The sequence below is a fragment of the Streptomyces sp. NPDC028298 genome (assembly GCF_055565895.1).
The window spans coordinates 1-15,348 of record NZ_JBVHTL010000007.1; the positions used below are offsets into that span (position 1 = coordinate 1).

Sequence of the window (15,348 nt, forward strand, 5' to 3'; positions counted from 1 at the left end):
GCTCCGCGCGGGAAGGCGGAACTCCGTTCCGCCGCCGTCTGATCGCTCCGCGATCTGACGGGATCCGGCTAACGCCGGATCACACCCCTTTCCAGGCCTGCTCCGCAGTCCAGGCAAGGGAGCTGACGCACCCTCCGGGCGTCAGAAAAGCCGCAGCTACAGGGACTGAGTCTCTTATGCTCCTTAGGGTGCCGGCTTCTGAGGGTGATCACATGCCACCATTTTCGAACATCGCGTGTGCGTCACTTTTTATTTACGGATATGTTCTGGGATGCTGGACAGGCACCCCTCCAGAGGGGAACAGGTTCGGACTATGGAGAGTGAAACGGTCTCCTGTTTCTCCTCTCTCTGTCTTGAATGACCTCGAATTCGCTCCGTCCGATAGAGGGAGAAAGAGATTCTCATGGAGATCGTGACACTGCGTCCGCATCAAGTGGAGGCTGTTGATTCCATTCTCCGGGCTCTGTCGGATCCGCCCGGTGGCCGTATGCCCGCCGAGGGGTTGAGGACGCAGGTCATTGCTTGTACTGGGTCCGGCAAGACCTTGATGAGTGTGGAAACCGCGATCCGTCTTTCCGCCCGCAGGACGCTGGTACTGGTGCCGACCCTGGACCTGTTGCTGCAGCAGGCCGCCGCGTGGCGGCGGGGTGGTTGTAGGGGTGCCATGGTCGGGGTGTGCTCTCTGCGGGCGGAGGAGAGCGAGGGCATGCCCTGCACGACCGATCCCGAGGAACTGGTCTCCTGGGTGTCGGAGTTGGAGAGCGTGACGGTGTTCGCCACCTACGCGTCGGTCGGGCTCGGGATTCTCCAGCGTGCGCATGAGGTCGGCCTGCCGGTCTGGGACCTGATGGTCCTGGACGAGGCACACCGCGTCAGTGGGGATGCTGGTCGGCCGTGGGCGGCAGTGCATGACCAGCGGCTGATTCCGGCGGTGCGGCGGCTCTACTTGACGGCGACGGCCCGTATCTGGGAGGCGGAGGGTGACAAGCCACGGCTGGTGGCGAGCATGGAGGAGGGCTCCCCCGTGTTCGGGCCTGTGGCGTACAAGCTCACGCTCTCGGAGGCGATCCGGTTGGGGCTCGTGGCGCCGTATCAGGTGCTGTGTCTCGACATCCGCGACCCCGACCTCTACGCCGCCCTGACCAGTGAGGACACCGGGTCCGCGGCCGTGCGCGGGGCCCGACTGGCTGCCGTTCAGGTCGGGTTGATGCGTGCAGCCGTTGAAGAGCGCTTCCGGCGCGTGCTGGCGTTCCACAGTCGGGTCAGTGAGGCGAAGGCGATGGCGGCCGGTGTGCCGGCCGTCGCCGCCCGTCTCGCCGAGGACGACCCCGAGACGTTCCCTGTTGCGGCGCGGGTGTGGGCGGACTGGCTGTACGGCGAGCACTCCCCCCTTCACCGGCGCCAGGTGCTGGACGAATTCGCTTCGGATTTTCTCGGAGGGCCGGAATTCGAGGGGGCGGATATTCAGGCCGCATTGCGGGTGTTGTCGTCGGTTCGGGTTCTTGGGGAAGGTGTCGATACGGCTGAGTGTGATGCTGTGCTTTTCGCTGATGCGCGCGGGTCGATGATCGATATTGTGCAGATGGTCGGACGGGCGCTGCGCATGCATCCCGGGGCGGGGAAGCTGGCCACTTTGATCGTTCCGGTATTCCTCGGGCCGGACGAGGATCCGAACGAAATGCTGACTTCTGCCTCGCTCAGCATCCTCGCGAAGGTCCTCGGGGCGCTGCGGGCGCACGATACAGAGACGATCGAGGCGCTCGCCGATCCTCGGATCCGCAACAGCCGTCCCGTGCTCGAACAGGACGGTGTGGAGGGCGAGTTCGTGGGTGAGGGCGGAGAGCAGGAGCGAGGTCTTGCGCGGGTCGGTTCTGCAGCTGCTGGTGTGCTGCGGTTCAGCGAGGAGCGCGATCCGTTTGCCCTGACGCGGTTCATCCGGTTGCGGATCATCGACCCCGAGGGCGCGTACTGGCGGCGTGGCATCGAGGCGGCGACGCGGTGGCTGCGCGAGAGCGGTAGTGCGGAGCTGCGGGTGCCCTACGTTTTTGAGGCGCCGGAGGATTGGGGTGCTCTGGGCGGGTATCCGCTGGGGCGGTGGCTGGCAGATGTACGGCGCTATTACGCGGCCGGCGCGTTGGAGGCCAAGCGCGTCGTCGAGCTCGAGGCGCTCGGGATGGTGTGGTCGGCGTGGGATACCGCCTGGGCTGACGGCCTCGCTGTCGCGAAGGACTACGCCGCCGTCCACGGGCACTTCCTCCCGCCCGCCAATGCCGTTTGGGGCGGCGGTAGCGGTGACGGTGGTCTGGCTATCGGGACCTGGGCCAAGAACCAGCGCGCCGCGGCCCGTAAGGCCCGTGAGAACGCCGAGCGGCGTGCCGCCGGGGAAACGGGTATCTCTTACAGCGGCGAGCTGTCAGAGAGCCGTATGGACGCCTTGGACGCACTCGACCCGGCCTGGTGTCCGGCGTGGAGTATCGACTGGCAACGCTGCTTCGCATTGACGCTCGCGCACGTCCGAGCTGGCGGGGCCCTGCCCGTACGGGAAGGCGAGGTCATCGTGCAGGGCGAAGACCTCGGCGCCTGGAGCAGGGCGCAGCGGGTGGGTTGGGAGAAGCTGACACCAGTACAGCAGTGGCTTCTCGACAGCGTCCTGGGTCTTGAGCCCCTCACGCCGGAAGAGGCGGCAGCGCAGTTGGCGCGACGGACACAAGCCGACCGGTGGGCTATCCACCTTGCCGCCGCCCGCCAGTTCCACGTCCGTGAGGGCCACCTCCGTGTGGGAAGGCAGCACGTGGAAGAGCTGCCTGGTGACGGCGGGGAGGGCAATACGTGCATCCGGCTCGGCGGGTGGCTCGACAACACCCGACGTAGGGCCGCCAAGCTCACGCCGCAGCGCCGGGCGGAGCTCGATGCGCTCGGCATGCGCTGGTAGGGCGCGTGAGCGAGTTGGCAAGGGCTGCGTCCCCGTGCCTGCTGGCCCAGTTCCCGCCTGCCGCGCCAGTAGCCGCGCCCCGCTCATGACGCTCCCCCCTCCGCCGCCGGGCGAGCCGCCCATCCGGGCAGCGGCTGTTTGCGGGAGCGGTAGGCGCGTGCCAAGGCTTCCCGTGCCTGCTCGGCGCCGTCGCGTGTGATGCGGTAGAAGCGTCGCCGCGGTCGCCCCGCTTCCTCGTGCACGCTCGGGTCTTCCCACGTGCTGTCCAGCCAGCCGGCCTGTTCCAGCCGGGCCAGGATCGGATAGATCGTGCCTGACGGCAGTCCCGCCAGCTCGCACAGCTCCAGGCCGTACCGCTGCTTGGCGGGGTCCTCCAGCAGTGCCCGCAGCACCAGTTGGGTCTGCAGGGTCATACGCAACACCGACATACCCTTATTCTACATAGCCTATATATGGCCTTCCTAGAGGACTGGCGGCCTCCAGATCGCGTTGCCCCGAGGGAAACAGGCCGGACCAGTGTTGCCAGGCAGGTGTGAGGCCGAGAGTCTTGCAGCCCGGCACTACACGCGGCGCGAACCGGGCAGACCGCACCGTCTGTTCAATTCGCATGAGTGCGGAATCGGCCGTGCTCAGCCGTTCGGGATCCGACCTGGTCCGATCACGGGAAGACTCGGCCCTGTAGGCAGTCTCGCGGAGCCGGGGGTGTGTAGCTGTGGCCAAGAGTCGCAAGGGGTACTACCGAGCAGGGCACCACGTGAAGCCTTCCTCCCCCGTCAGCCGGTGGAAGAAGCCGTCCATGACCCTTGTCCTGGTGGTTGCTGTGCTGGTCATCGCGGGATGGATCTGAACGCAGCCGCTGCCAGACGTCCTGCCAGAGCAAGACCTCCTCGTCTGTAAGGCCGCAGGCCGAGAGGTAGGCGGACGTCGTGGCAAAGGTAGAGGGAAGGGCGAAGCCATTGACCAGCCGGCCGACCGTGCCGGCCGAGGAAATGCGTCCCTCGGAGCGCTGGACGACTGCCTGCTGCGTCAGTCCGCTGACCTCGCGGACGGCCGCCAGGCTTGTGAAGTACCCGGTGCCGGTACGGATCGAGCGTGGATCGGGCCACGGTCGCGAAGGAGCCGGCACGTCGGCTATCGCGGCCACAGGTGAGGCGGGCAGTTCCGCACGGTTGCGCCCGAGGGCCACCTGAGCGCCGCTGTTGCGGTCTCTCGCCTGCGGAACGGGGTGCCCGCGGGCTTCCAGCGTCCGGCGCAAGTGCCGGTAGGCGGCTCCGAGATCGAGCAGCGCTGGACTGCCGGGTATACCGAGGCGCAGTGTGTCGAGCAGGGCGCCGGTGAAGGCGGTGTGGGTGTCGCCGACGGGGGCCAGAGCGGTGCGGGTCTCGGCGGCGGCCGCCAGGAGGAAGCTGCCCTCCACCGCGGCTTGGTCGGCGAGTCCGGGTGCGGCGTTCATCCGCCCCAGGGCCCGGCCGCTGTAGCAGCAGTCCAGGATCACGACATGGCGCTCGGCCCGAGATTCCTCCAGCAGAACACGGCGTAGCCAGTCGTAGGGCAGGACGGTTTCGATCCGGCCGACCCGTGTGCGCGGCAGGGCCAGGCCGAGTTCGTCCTGTCCGTCGACCAGGCCGTGGCCGGCGAAGTAGACGATCAGCGTGTCGGTGGCGTCATGGGCTGCTTGGCGCACCGCGTCCATCACCGCGGACGCGGCCTCCGCGTTCTCGACGACACTCGCGTGCTGCGGTGGCAGGTGCAGGGACAGCGGGCCGCACAGGAGATCGGCCAGGTCCTTGAGGTTGTTGGAGACGGCAGGCAGCTGCTCGAGGTGTTGGTAGCGGCTTGTTCCCACCAGGACTGCACGCGACGCACCCGGGTCGGGCAGGACACTCATCACTGAGCGGCCCCGTCGGCCTGCGCCGCCTCAAGCGCTCGGGTCGCCCGCTCGATCTCTTCCTCGGAACAGTCGGTAAGGACGATGACTGTGCCGGCGCGGCGAATCTCCACACGGGGGCGCTGTGGCTGGGTCTGGCGCCATGCCACCACGGCCATCACGAAGGAGGCCGCGCTCCACCCGTTGCCTGTCACCAGCTCCAGCACGTCGAGCGCCGTGCCCATCTCCCCCGGCCGCGGGACGCTGCCGTGCAGCTCAACGACAGCGGACCTGCGCGCCGACGACCGTCGGACGTCACGTCTGCACAGGCTGGACGTGCAGTGCTGAGTGGGTAAGGCGGTGCCCGCAACGTGTTGGGCCACTGTGATCCGGAGGGCATCTGGAGGGAGATACGGAGTCAGCAGCATGGTCGGTGCGTGGTTTGGTCTGGGTCTGTTGACCAGGTCGCGCACGTGTGCCCGTTGTGGTTGCACGGGCCTACCATCTCGGTGATGGCCGGTCGTGTGTGATGTCGAAGGGGCGCTCGTGGCAGAGCTTGTGCGGCAGCAGGATGTGGATGCGTATGTCGGCTTCCATGCCTTCGGGTTGCAGGAGTCCGATGACGCGGAACTGCCGGTTCCCTTCCCGGACGACTTCAACCGGCATGCGTTCCTCAGTACTCACCCCGGACGTCTGGACATCACCAGCGGCGGCCATACCCATACCGCCACGGTCGGCGTCGAAGTGTGGGACGGGCCGCCGCCCGTCCAGAACCGGTCCGACTGGGATGAGGTGGCCGAAGCCGAATTCGAGTCGACCAGTGGTCAGGTTGCCGTGTGGTCCATGCACACGGGCCGGATGGACGGGCTGATCACGCTGGCGGATTCCGGCGGTTCGTGGCACGTCCGTGTCCACTGTGCGGGCCGGGCCGAGGCCGCCGCTCTGTCGGAAGGCGAGGGCACCGGCCACGGTGTGGAGCGCTACCTCGTGCAGTTCTGGCCCGCCACATCGTGAACCGGCTGGGGCGGGAGCGGCTTGTGCCGGGGGCCGCTCCCGCCGCAGCACGGTCAGGTGACGATCTTGACGATGAAGCCGTCATCCAGTCCGTCGATGATGCGGTTCTTGGCGTAGAAGCTCTTCAGGAGGGAGCCGCCGGCCTGGTTGTCGTCGCCCGGGATCGGCTTCGCGGAGAAGTTGAACTTCTGTGCCTCTGGGTCGTAGTCGTGCTCCGCAGCCCCTTCATAGGTGCTCGCGAAGGGGTACTCGTCGCACTCCTTGCCGCCGCTGGTGTAGTTGGGGCCCCAGTACCGCTTGCACTGCTTGACCGCCGCCTTGCGGTTGTCGTCGATGCGGCGTGCGCTGACCGTGCGGTGGAGCGGATCCGCTGCCGCCTGCCCGGGCACTTTCTTCGCCGACATGTACGGCTTGGTGTCCTGTGGGACGAGGAATGCCTGGTTGATGTGCTGCGCCTCGGCGCGCTCCTCGGCGCCCTGCTTCGCGCTCAGGGTGAGCGCGGTCAGGTAGCTGAACGTGGCGGCGCCTTTCCTGGCCGGGTTGCCGCCGCCGGTTGAGTTGGCGAGGTACGTCGCGGCGTCCCAGCGCGGTGCGAGCATGAATATGTTGCCCTTGAGGTCCCCGGTCAGCGTGGCGTTGGGCGGCGGGGTGATGGAGATGGACGGCTGGTAAACGGCGAACAGTTGGTCGGCGGAGCCGCTGCCTTGGCCCGGTTTGGCGTTGACGGTGTCGTTGAAGGTGCGTTGGGCGGAGAGTTCGGTGAAGGTCTTCGTTCCGGGCATGTGGCCGCCGCGGGTGTAGCGGGCACCGGAGGGCCAGCTCTGGGGTATGCCGGCCTTCGTCGTGATCTTCATGGCGGCCACTTCGGTCTCGCCTTGGGCCACCATCTCGGTGAAGTAGTACTGGAAGTTGATCGTGCGGCTGTTCTTGGCGATGGTTCCCACGACGCGGACGTTGAACTGACTGACGCCGGCGGGCCTGCGGTTGACGACCCAGGTCTGGACGAAGGAGGCTCCTGAGCAGACTGCGAACCGGGACTTCAGGAAGAAGTTCGTGGTGCTGCCCAGTCCTCTCTTGCATTCGTCGAACGTCATCGTCCGCGACGGCTCCGGTGCCGTGATCTGGGCGCCGCCCGGCGCCGCGGGTGAGAGTCCGCTCTTTGCGGTTGGTGCGGCAGCGGACGCACGGCGCGCCAGCGGCGCGTACGAGCGGGCAGGCCCGACCGTCTCCTGTGCCGTCCGCGCACCCAGTTCTGCGGTCCGGGCAAGCTCGCGCAGCCGCTCCGTACCGCCCTCGGTCCGTAGCTCCTTGAGTGAGGGTGCCGCTGTTCCCGCAGGCAGCATGTAGGACTCCACGTGCAGATCCGCAGGCCCTTCGGCTCTCGCCATGGATGGCGCCGCCGCCGACAGCAGGGCGGCAGTCGTCATCATCGTCAATGCCCGCCTGCGGGCACGGCGGAGCAGGACTCCGTTCACGGTTGAACCCCCGAACTCAGTCGGCGTCGGACCCCCTGCCCGAACACCTGGTCGAGAAAAGATCTATCGAACGAAAGTCCGCATATTGCCGCAGCCTCGCCGGGATGGCGGAATGAGGATGGATCATTGGCCGAGACCGAAAGCCCTGCCTCATCGGGACAACTCGACAACAACAGTGACAGGCCTGACTGGCCGCTCGCGCCTGAGTGTGGGTGAGCGTGTGGTCGGTGGCGGTCAGTCCTGCTGGATCAGAAGAGTTCGCCGGGTTCGGGGAGGGCTTGTTCGGCTGAGGTGATCCGGTATCCGCCGCGCTGGTAGAGGCCGCCTTCTCGTCCGTGGAGGGTCCAGGCTTTCTCGGCCGCGGCGTCAGGTGTTGCCGCCATCAGGTGAAGTGTGAGGACCGGTACGTGCGTTGGCGAGCCCGCAGGGGGTCGGGCATCGATCCGGTAGACCCGGTGCCGCTCGATCTGCACCATGTCGGCCCCCGACTGCTCGGCCTGCGCCACGTCGTTCGCCAGCCGCTGCAGCCGCTGCGGTTCGTATCGGCGGGCGCGTGCGTCGTGAGCGGGTGCGTAGGTGGCCATCGCTTCCCTGTTCATGAGACTTGCGATCCGCTCCCACTGGAGGCGTCGCAGTTCTGCGATGAGCAGTTCGCTCAGGTTGTGGGGTTCGCGAGGGGCCAGCCGTGCGCTCCCGGCACGCTCCTGGGCCAGACGCACGTGTGCGGCCACCGCACGGGGATCGAGCCCGGCCGCTTTCAAGACCACTCCCAGCCGGGCGAATTCGTACGGCAGATACTCGTAGATCAACATGCCTCCTGACGTGCTGCGCGCACGTGTCCTGCCTCACTGTTGAGGCCGCCGGGCAACGCTTGCGGCGTCGGCATCTTCTCCTTGAGATGAAGATCCTCAAGAGGCGGCCTCGCTTGCTGATACTCCTGGCCCTGGCGGTGGTGGCGGCCGTGACGGTGATCGCCGTCGTGGTCGTCCGGGCGAACAGGATGGAGACGCTCTCCCCGGGTGAGGAGCGTGATCGTGCCGCGTCGGGAGCGGTCGTAGCGTCGGGGCAGGTGGACTGCCGGAAGGCCAAGTGCATCGCGCTCACCTTCGACGGCAATCCGGGAGAGCCCACCGACCGGCTGATGGACCTCCTGAAGGAGTACAAGGCGTCGGCGACGTTCTTCCTCGAGGGACGGCGCATCCATGAGTTCCCGGACGTGGTACGGCGGATCGCCAGGGAAGGCCACGAGATCGGGGACCACACCTGGACGCATGCGGTGCTGCCCGATGTCTCCGACGCGCAGATCCGCGACGAGCTGCGCCGCACGGCACGGGCCATCTTCCGTGTCACCGGCAGTGAGCCGACGCTGATGCGCCCGCCCCAGGGCCGCACCGACGACCGCGTCTCCAGGGTCTCGAAGGAACTGGGCATGGCGCAGGTGCTGTGGACGGTGACCGCGAAGGACTACGAAACGGACGACTCCGCGCTGATCCGCAAGCGCGTGCTCGCGGGCGCCGGTCGTGACGGGATCATCCTGCTCCACCCGTTGCACAAGGGCACCGTGCCGGCCATGCCTTCCATCCTGAAGTCGCTCGGCGAGCAGGGCTACACCTTCGTGACGGTCTCCCAACTGCTCGCTCCGGCACAGGCCGAGCCCGGCAAAATCTACAAGTGACCGGCCGGCGGCTGGCGGCTGGGTGGTCACATGTGTTCAAGGCCCAGTGCGCTTGGAACGTCCTGGATCCAGGCGGCGCGGTCCGGCTCCGTGGCGGCGACGTGCTCCAGTACCTCGATGAACCGCCGGCCTTCCCCTGAGTCCATCTTGCCGAGCTCGAAAGCGATCTCTTCCAGGGCGTTCAAAGCCATCTGCGCGTCGCGTCCGGTCTTGACGAGATCTTCCAGGGTTGCCACTGCCGCCAGAAGTGCCCGCACCACTTCGTCTCCTTGAAGCACGGCTTCACCACCACCTTCCGATGCCAGCGAAAAAGACCCCGTCCCGGGCAACCGGGACGGGGTCTTCACAGAGCGCCGGGCAGGCCTTGCACCTGCATTTCCCCGCAGGAAGCGGGGCGTCTTTCCTTGGACCACCAACGCAACACCGACCAGCGCGACTTCCGCCGTTCAGCTCAAGATCAATCGTAGCAGCGCCGCATGCCGAAGCTCCAGGGGGTGGGGGGCCGCCGGGAGGCGGGCGTGATGGTCAGCGGATCGGCAGGGCTCGGAGGTAGGCGTGTATGTTGCGGCGGGTTTCGGGGGCGCTGTCGCCGCCGAATTTCTCCGTCAGTGCGTCTGCCAGGACGAGGGCTGTCATCGCTTCGGCCACGATGCCTGCGGCCGGTACGGCGCACACGTCCGAGCGTTGGTGGTGGGCCCGTGCCGGTTCGCCGGTGGTCAGGTTCACCGTGCGCAGGGCGCGGGGCACGGTGGCGATCGGTTTCATCGCGGCGCGTACGCGCAGCGGTTCGCCGGTGCTCAGGCCGCCTTCGGTGCCGCCGGCGCGGCCCGACGTCCGCTTGATGCCCTCAGGGGTGGGGATGATCTCGTCGTGGGCCCGGGAGCCGGGTGTGCGGGCGAGTTCGAAGCCGTCGCCGATCTCGACGCCCTTGATCGCCTGGATGCTCATGAGGGCTCCGGCGAGGCGGGCGTCGAGTCGTCGGTCGCCGTGGACGTGGGAGCCGAGGCCGGGCGGAAGGCCGTAGGCGAGGACCTCGACGACGCCGCCGAGGGTGTCGCCGTCCTTGTGGGCCTGGTCGATCTCGGCGACCATCGCCTTCGAGGTGTCCAGGTCCAGGCAGCGCACGGGGTCGGCGTCGAGTCTGTCGGTGTCGGCCGGGGTGGGGTGCATGCCTCGCGGGGCTTTCACGGAGCAGAGTTCGACGACGTGGGAGACGATCTCGATGCCGGCCGTCTCCTTCAGGTAGGAGCGGGCTATGGCGCCGAGGGCGACGCGGGCGGCGGTCTCGCGGGCGGAGGCGCGTTCCAGGATCGGGCGGGCTTCGTCGAAGCCGTATTTCTGCATGCCGGCGAGGTCGGCGTGGCCGGGGCGCGGGCGGGTCAGGGGTGCGTTGCGGGCGAGGCCTTGGAGGATGTGCGGGTCGACGGGGTCGGCGGCCATGACCTGGTCCCATTTGGGCCATTCGGTGTTGGCGACCATGACGGCGACCGGGGAGCCGAGGGTGAGGCCGTGGCGGACGCCGCCGAGGAGGGTGACCTCGTCGCGTTCGAAGTTCATGCGTGTGCCGCGGCCGTGGCCGAGCCGCCGCCGGGCGAGGTGGTCGGCGATCGTCTTGGTGGTGACGGGTATGCCGGCGGGCAGGCCCTCCAGTGTGGCGACGAGTGCGGGGCCGTGGGACTCCCCCGCGGTGAGCCAGCGCAGGGTGCCCATCACTGGTCCCGGTACATTTCGGCGACGAGGAAGGCCAGGTCGAGGGACTGGCTGCGGTTCAGCCGGGGGTCGCAGGCCGTCTCGTAGCGCTGGTGGAGGTCGTCGAGGAGGATCTCGTCGCCGCCGCCGACGCATTCGGTGACGTCGTCGCCGGTGAGTTCGACGTGGATGCCGCCCGGGTGTGTGCCGAGGGTCTTGTGGACCTCGAAGAAGCCCTTCACCTCGTCGAGCACGTCGTCGAAGCGGCGGGTCTTGTGGCCGGAGGCCGCCTCGAAGGTGTTGCCGTGCATCGGGTCGCAGACCCAGGCCACGGTGGCGCCGGAGGCGGTGACCTTCTCGACCAGTTCGGGCAGCTTGTCGCGGACCTTGTCCGCGCCCATGCGGGTGATGAAGGTGAGCCGGCCCGGTTCGTGGTCGGGGTCGAGGCGCTCGATCAGGGGCAGTACGTCGTCCGCGGTCGTCGTGGGGCCGAGTTTGACGCCGATCGGGTTGCGGATGTGGGAGGCGAACTCGATGTGTGCGCCGTCCGGTTGGCGGGTGCGTTCGCCGATCCAGACCATGTGGGCCGATACGTCGTAGAGCCGTCCGGTGCGTGAGTCCACCCGTGTGAGGGAGGACTCGTAGTCGAGGAGCAGGGCCTCGTGGGAGGCGTAGAACTCGACGGTCTTGAACTCCTCGGGGTCGGTGCCGCAGGCCCGCATGAAGTTCATCGCGTTGTCGATCTCGCGGGCGAGTTGTTCGTAGCGTCGGCCGGAGGGGGACGTTTTCACGAAGTCCTGGTTCCAGGCGTGTACTTGGTGCAGGGCGGCGTAGCCGCCGGTGGTGAAGGCGCGTACCAGGTTCAGGGTGGAGGCGGAGGCGTGGTACATCCGTTTCAGTCGCTGCGGGTCCGGGGTGCGGGCCTTGTGGGTGAAGGCCCGGCCGTTGACGGAGTCGCCGCGGTAGGTGGGCAGGGTGATGCCGTCGCGGGTCTCGGTGCCCTTGGAGCGGGGCTTGGAGTACTGGCCGGCGATCCGGCCGACCTTCACCACCGGCACCGAGGCGGCATAGGTGAGGACGGCGCCCATCTGGAGCAGCGTCTTGAGCTTGTTGCGGATGTGGTCGGCCGACACGGCGTCGAAGGCCTCGGCGCAGTCGCCGCCCTGGAGAAGGAACGCCTCTCCCTTGGCGACGGACGCCATCCGGGCGCGTAACTGGTCGCACTCGCCCGCGAAGACGAGCGGCGGATACGACTCGAGGTCCGCGATCACATCGCGCAGAGCTCCGGCATCGGGGTACTGGGGCTGCTGCGCCGCGGGCAGTGACTGCCAGGGCTTGGTGGGGCTGTCGGGGTTCACAGTCGCTCAGTTCTTCGGTACGACCGGGGCCTCACGGATGCCGAGCAGGGTGCAGCCCGTCTCCGTGCTGATGCGGTGGACGCTTCCGGGCTGTTCGACGACCAGGTCGCCGGTCCGGTAGCGGTCGCCGTTGTCGTTGAGGAGCTCTCCCTGGAGGACGAACATCAGCTCGTGGCCCAGGTGTTCGTGCAGGTCTCCGTGGGATCCGGGGTCGAAGCGGATGAGCTGGGCCGTGGCCGGCCGGTCGTCGTCGGTCTCGTAGAGGGTGTGGATCGCCGTGCCGGTGCGGCCGGGCTCGATCCAGCGCTTCCACTGCAGGGTGTCCAGCGCTTGGGGGGACAGCAGGTCGCGCAGCACGGTGACCTGGCGGTCGGTGCGGGTGCCGGCGGGGTTCGGCGTGGTGGGCACGTCGGTGTTCTCCTCTGCCTGTGCCGGTGGGAGTGTTCGTGGGGCCGGCGTGGTGCGGTGGCTGCCCGGCCCGACCCAGGTTGGGTGCGCGGGGGCGGTGTGTCATCGCTCGTCGGAGGAATCGCCGGGGGCTGTTCCTCCGTACGGAGTACGCCGATCGGCCGAGGTGGAGGCTCGCCCGGGGTGGGGTGGTCCGCCGGGTCCGCCGGCCGGGGTGGAGGTCTTCGGAGGCGGGGTCTGTCCCCGGGCCGGGGTGGAGGCGTCCTCCGGGGCAAGACGCCGCGTGTGGAGGCCCCCCCCGGGGTGGGGTCAGTCCGTCAGGCGCAGGCCGAAGGTGGCGGCGAGGCCGTCGGTGCCGTCCTCGGTGACGTGGACGACGCGGGGGCTGGAGCCGTAGCGCAGCCAGCGCAGGGCGAAGAGGCGGGCGGTCAGCGCCGCGCCCACCGCGCCGGCGAGGTGGTGGCGCTGTTCGCTCCAGTCCACGCAGTAGCGGATCAGGGGGCGGCGGGCGGGCAGGCGGGTCAGGTCGACGCCGAACCGGTCCAGGGTTTCCTGGCCGGTCTCGGTGAGCTGGTAGTCGACGTCGTGTCCGTATCCGGTCGCGCCGTCGCGGACGGCTTCGTCGGGCCGGTGGGTGCCGTCGTGTCCGGCGAGCAGGCCGGCCTTGAGCAGGGATTCCAGCAGGCCCACGCCCAGTTGGCCGGCGAGATGGTCGTAGCAGGTGCGGGAGCGGCGCAGGGCGCCGGCGGTGCTGCTGTCGCGCAGTGAGGTGACCGGGAGGGGTGGTGCGATGACGGCCAGGGCCTCCAGGGCGAGGCAGATGTCGGGGTTGGCCAGGTGGTAGTAGCGGCAGCGGCCCGCGCTCTCCATGGTGACCAGGCGTGCCTCGACGAGTTTGGCCAGGTGGGCGCTCGCCGTCGCGGCGCTCACGCCGGCTTCGGCGGCGAGCAGGCCGGCGGGCAGGGCGCGGCCGTCGCTGAGCGCTTTCAGCATCCGGGCGCGGGAGGGGTCGGCGATCAGGGCGGCCGCTCGGGCGATGTCGGGCTGGTGATGTACCTGGTCCTGGTGCCGGCCGGTCGTCGTCCTGGTCATGCGGCCAGCGTAGTACGGGAACACTTCGACGGATGACGAAGTATTGCGGCCCGAGACTGATCACATGACCTCCACGGATCCCTCTCCTTCCCCCTCGCACGCCCCCGCCGCCCCCGCCGGGGCGGCGCCGCCGGGGCGGCCGTCCCTGCCGCTGCCGCCGCTCATCGCGCTGAGCCTGGGCTACTTCCTGGTGATGCTCGACGTCACGGTCGTGAACGTGGCGGTGCCCTCCATCCAGGACTCGCTGCACGCCGGCGCGTCGGACATGCAGTGGATCGTCGACGGCTACAGCGCCTTCTTCGCCGGACTGCTGCTGCTCGGCGGGGGGCTCGGGGACCGTTTCGGGCACCGCACGCTGTTCCTGACGGGTCTGGGGGTCTTCGCGGCCGCCTCGGTGGGCTGCGGGGTGGCGTCCTCGGCGCCGGTCCTGATCGCGGCCCGGCTGGCTCAGGGTGCCGGGGCCGCGCTGCTGGTGCCGGCGTCGTTCGCGCTGCTGCAGGCCGCCTATCCCGACCGGGCCCAGCGGGCGCGGGCGGTCGGCTACTGGGGGCTCGTCTCGGCCGTCGCCTTCGGTGCCGGACCGGCGGTCGGCGGGCTGCTGGTCTCGGGCTTCGACTGGCGTTCGGTGTTCTGGGTGAACCTGCCGGTGGCCGCGGTGGCGGTGCTGCTGACCCTGCGTCATGTGCCGGCTCCCGGCCGGCGGGCGCGGCCGGGCCGGATGGACCCGGCCGGTCTGGTGCTCGGCGTGGTCGGGCTGCTCGGGGTGGCCGGTGCGCTCAACGAGGCGGGGAGCGCGGGGTGGTCGTCGCCCGAGGTGCTGACGCTGTTCGCGGGGGGCTTGGTGTCCCTGGCCGTGTTCGTCGCCGTCGAACTGCGTCTGGAGCGGGGCGTGGTCCTGCGGCCGGAGGGCAGGCGGCCGCTGCTGCCGCTGTCGCTGTTCCGCGAGATCCGGCTCACCGCGACGAACCTGATCGGCCTGCTGCTCAGTTTCGGCTACTACGGGATGCTCTTCGTGGCCACGCTCTACTTCCAGCAGGAGCGTCAGCTCAGCCCGCTGAGCACCGGGTTCGCTTTGCTGCCGTCGGTCTGCATGGGCTTTTTGGCGGCGCCGCTGTCGAGCCGTCTGACCGCCCGCAGCGGCCCGTATCTGCCCATGGCCGGCGCGCTGGTGCTCGGCAGCGCCGGTTTCCTGGGCTGGCTGGCGGCCGGCCCCGACACCTCCTACCCGGTGCTGCTCTTCGCGCTCATGGCGACGGGTCTGGCGACGCCGGTCACCGTCGTGGCGGCCACCGTGGCCGTCATGGAGGCGAGCCCGGCGGACAAGGCCGGTGTGGCGTCGGCGGTGTTCAACGTGTCCCGTCAGGTGGGCAGCGCGATGGGTGTGGCCCTCTTCGGCACCCTGCTCGGCGCGTCGGGCGGCATGATCGGCGGGCTGCACACGGCGGCGGTCATCGCCTCGGTGGCGTTCCTGCTGGCGTCGGTGCTGGCCGCGGTCACCGGGCGCCGGGCCGATGCCGCCCGGGCCCGCTGAGGCCGCCGGATCCTCCCCGGGGACCGGGCGCGCGTTCCCCGCGGCTTTTCCGGCGGGGAACTCACGCCGCGGGAAATTCCGCTCTGCCGATAAAACACGGAATTTCCCGCGCGACCCGCGAGCCGCCCCGAGGGCGTCCGATCGGCGTGTGTTCTCCCCGCCCCGGGCGGCGGGCCCCCGACGCGTCCGGCACGGCCGGCCGGAGCGGGCCCGCCGCCCGGTCCCGTACCCGCCGCCTTCGCCGCGGGCGGCTTCCGGTGACGAGCCCTTTCCCGGTGGGGACTTACGTCTTCCGCGCCACGGGGGG

General features: G+C 69.1%; 14 protein-coding genes. 4 read left to right on the top strand and 10 right to left on the bottom strand.

The features are described from left to right. Positions 1-403: 403 nt before the first annotated feature. The gene (locus ACZ4TO_RS28485; RefSeq protein ID WP_468025567.1) at positions 404-2,932 is read left to right on the top strand and encodes a helicase associated domain-containing protein; all 2,529 of its coding nucleotides are present in this window, start codon (positions 404-406) and stop codon (positions 2,930-2,932) included. Between the two features lie 83 nt (positions 2,933-3,015). On the opposite strand, the gene ACZ4TO_RS28490 is transcribed toward ACZ4TO_RS28485, so the two are convergent. The 3 genes from ACZ4TO_RS28490 to ACZ4TO_RS28500 all read right to left on the bottom strand — a co-directional run bounded on the left by ACZ4TO_RS28490 (position 3,016) and on the right by ACZ4TO_RS28500 (position 5,227). Further along, entirely contained in the window at positions 3,016-3,360 is a 345-nt protein-coding gene (locus ACZ4TO_RS28490; protein ID WP_468025568.1) for a PadR family transcriptional regulator, read from the bottom strand. Positions 3,361-3,590: 230 nt separating this feature from the next. After that, positions 3,591-4,820 (bottom strand): caspase family protein, encoded by a 1,230-nt coding sequence (locus ACZ4TO_RS28495; protein WP_468025569.1) that lies wholly within the window; start codon positions 4,818-4,820, stop codon positions 3,591-3,593. Next, positions 4,820-5,227, bottom strand: a complete 408-nt coding sequence (locus tag ACZ4TO_RS28500) for an effector-associated constant component EACC1 (RefSeq protein WP_468025570.1) — start codon at positions 5,225-5,227, stop codon at positions 4,820-4,822. The genes ACZ4TO_RS28495 and ACZ4TO_RS28500 overlap by 1 nt, the downstream gene beginning before the upstream one ends. Before the next feature lie 118 nt (positions 5,228-5,345). On the opposite strand from ACZ4TO_RS28500, the gene ACZ4TO_RS28505 reads away from it, so the two are divergent. Then, positions 5,346-5,813, top strand: coding sequence for a hypothetical protein (locus tag ACZ4TO_RS28505; protein WP_468025571.1), 468 nt, complete (start codon positions 5,346-5,348; stop codon positions 5,811-5,813). A gap of 53 nt (positions 5,814-5,866) precedes the next feature. On the opposite strand, the gene ACZ4TO_RS28510 is transcribed toward ACZ4TO_RS28505, so the two are convergent. Together ACZ4TO_RS28510 and ACZ4TO_RS28515 are read right to left on the bottom strand one after the other, a co-directional pair. After that, positions 5,867-6,907, bottom strand: a complete 1,041-nt coding sequence (locus ACZ4TO_RS28510; protein ID WP_468025572.1) for a NucA/NucB deoxyribonuclease domain-containing protein — start codon at positions 6,905-6,907, stop codon at positions 5,867-5,869. A gap of 629 nt (positions 6,908-7,536) precedes the next feature. Next, on the bottom strand, positions 7,537-8,100 hold the full coding sequence (locus ACZ4TO_RS28515) for a hypothetical protein (protein ID WP_468025573.1): 564 nt from the start codon (positions 8,098-8,100) through the stop codon (positions 7,537-7,539). A gap of 86 nt (positions 8,101-8,186) precedes the next feature. Between ACZ4TO_RS28515 and ACZ4TO_RS28520 the strand changes: the two genes are divergently transcribed. Continuing rightward, a complete protein-coding gene (locus ACZ4TO_RS28520; RefSeq protein ID WP_468025574.1) occupies positions 8,187-8,963 on the top strand; it encodes a polysaccharide deacetylase family protein in 777 nt (258 codons plus the stop codon). 26 nt (positions 8,964-8,989) lie between these two features. Here the strand turns inward: ACZ4TO_RS28520 and ACZ4TO_RS28525 are convergent, their stop codons facing one another. The 5 genes from ACZ4TO_RS28525 to ACZ4TO_RS28545 all read right to left on the bottom strand — a co-directional run bounded on the left by ACZ4TO_RS28525 (position 8,990) and on the right by ACZ4TO_RS28545 (position 13,510). Further along, positions 8,990-9,223: a hypothetical protein gene (locus ACZ4TO_RS28525; protein ID WP_468025575.1), complete on the bottom strand. Its 234-nt coding sequence runs from the start codon at positions 9,221-9,223 to the stop codon at positions 8,990-8,992. A gap of 265 nt (positions 9,224-9,488) precedes the next feature. Further along, the gene (aroC, locus tag ACZ4TO_RS28530) at positions 9,489-10,673 is read right to left on the bottom strand and encodes a chorismate synthase (protein WP_468025576.1); all 1,185 of its coding nucleotides are present in this window, start codon (positions 10,671-10,673) and stop codon (positions 9,489-9,491) included. After that, a complete protein-coding gene (locus ACZ4TO_RS28535; RefSeq protein WP_468025577.1) occupies positions 10,673-12,010 on the bottom strand; it encodes a class II 3-deoxy-7-phosphoheptulonate synthase in 1,338 nt (445 codons plus the stop codon). Before ACZ4TO_RS28535 ends, aroC begins: the two co-directional genes overlap by 1 nt. A 6-nt stretch (positions 12,011-12,016) precedes the next feature. Then, the gene (locus ACZ4TO_RS28540) at positions 12,017-12,418 is read right to left on the bottom strand and encodes a cupin domain-containing protein (protein ID WP_382797250.1); all 402 of its coding nucleotides are present in this window, start codon (positions 12,416-12,418) and stop codon (positions 12,017-12,019) included. A gap of 309 nt (positions 12,419-12,727) precedes the next feature. After that, positions 12,728-13,510, bottom strand: a complete 783-nt coding sequence (locus ACZ4TO_RS28545; RefSeq protein WP_468025578.1) for an ArsR/SmtB family transcription factor — start codon at positions 13,508-13,510, stop codon at positions 12,728-12,730. Positions 13,511-13,574: 64 nt separating this feature from the next. On the opposite strand from ACZ4TO_RS28545, the gene ACZ4TO_RS28550 reads away from it, so the two are divergent. Continuing rightward, entirely contained in the window at positions 13,575-15,041 is a 1,467-nt protein-coding gene (locus tag ACZ4TO_RS28550) for an MFS transporter (protein ID WP_468025579.1), read from the top strand. Positions 15,042-15,348 lie beyond the last annotated feature (307 nt).

Excerpts from the sequence above, each read along its gene's own strand:
- ACZ4TO_RS28515 (WP_468025573.1), bottom strand. The coding sequence starts at position 8,100 with ATGTTGATCTACGAGTATCTGCCGTACGAATTCGCCCGGCTGGGAGTG.
- ACZ4TO_RS28495 (WP_468025569.1), bottom strand. The coding sequence starts at position 4,820 with ATGAGTGTCCTGCCCGACCCGGGTGCGTCGCGTGCAGTCCTGGTGGGA.
- ACZ4TO_RS28500 (WP_468025570.1), bottom strand. The coding sequence starts at position 5,227 with ATGCTGCTGACTCCGTATCTCCCTCCAGATGCCCTCCGGATCACAGTG.
- ACZ4TO_RS28510 (WP_468025572.1), bottom strand. The coding sequence starts at position 6,907 with ATGACGTTCGACGAATGCAAGAGAGGACTGGGCAGCACCACGAACTTC.
- aroC (WP_468025576.1), bottom strand. The coding sequence starts at position 10,673 with ATGGGCACCCTGCGCTGGCTCACCGCGGGGGAGTCCCACGGCCCCGCA.
- ACZ4TO_RS28520 (WP_468025574.1), top strand. The coding sequence starts at position 8,187 with ATGAAGATCCTCAAGAGGCGGCCTCGCTTGCTGATACTCCTGGCCCTG.
- ACZ4TO_RS28485 (WP_468025567.1), top strand. The coding sequence starts at position 404 with ATGGAGATCGTGACACTGCGTCCGCATCAAGTGGAGGCTGTTGATTCC.
- ACZ4TO_RS28550 (WP_468025579.1), top strand. The coding sequence starts at position 13,575 with ATGACCTCCACGGATCCCTCTCCTTCCCCCTCGCACGCCCCCGCCGCC.
- ACZ4TO_RS28545 (WP_468025578.1), bottom strand. The coding sequence starts at position 13,510 with ATGACCAGGACGACGACCGGCCGGCACCAGGACCAGGTACATCACCAG.
- ACZ4TO_RS28490 (WP_468025568.1), bottom strand. The coding sequence starts at position 3,360 with ATGTCGGTGTTGCGTATGACCCTGCAGACCCAACTGGTGCTGCGGGCA.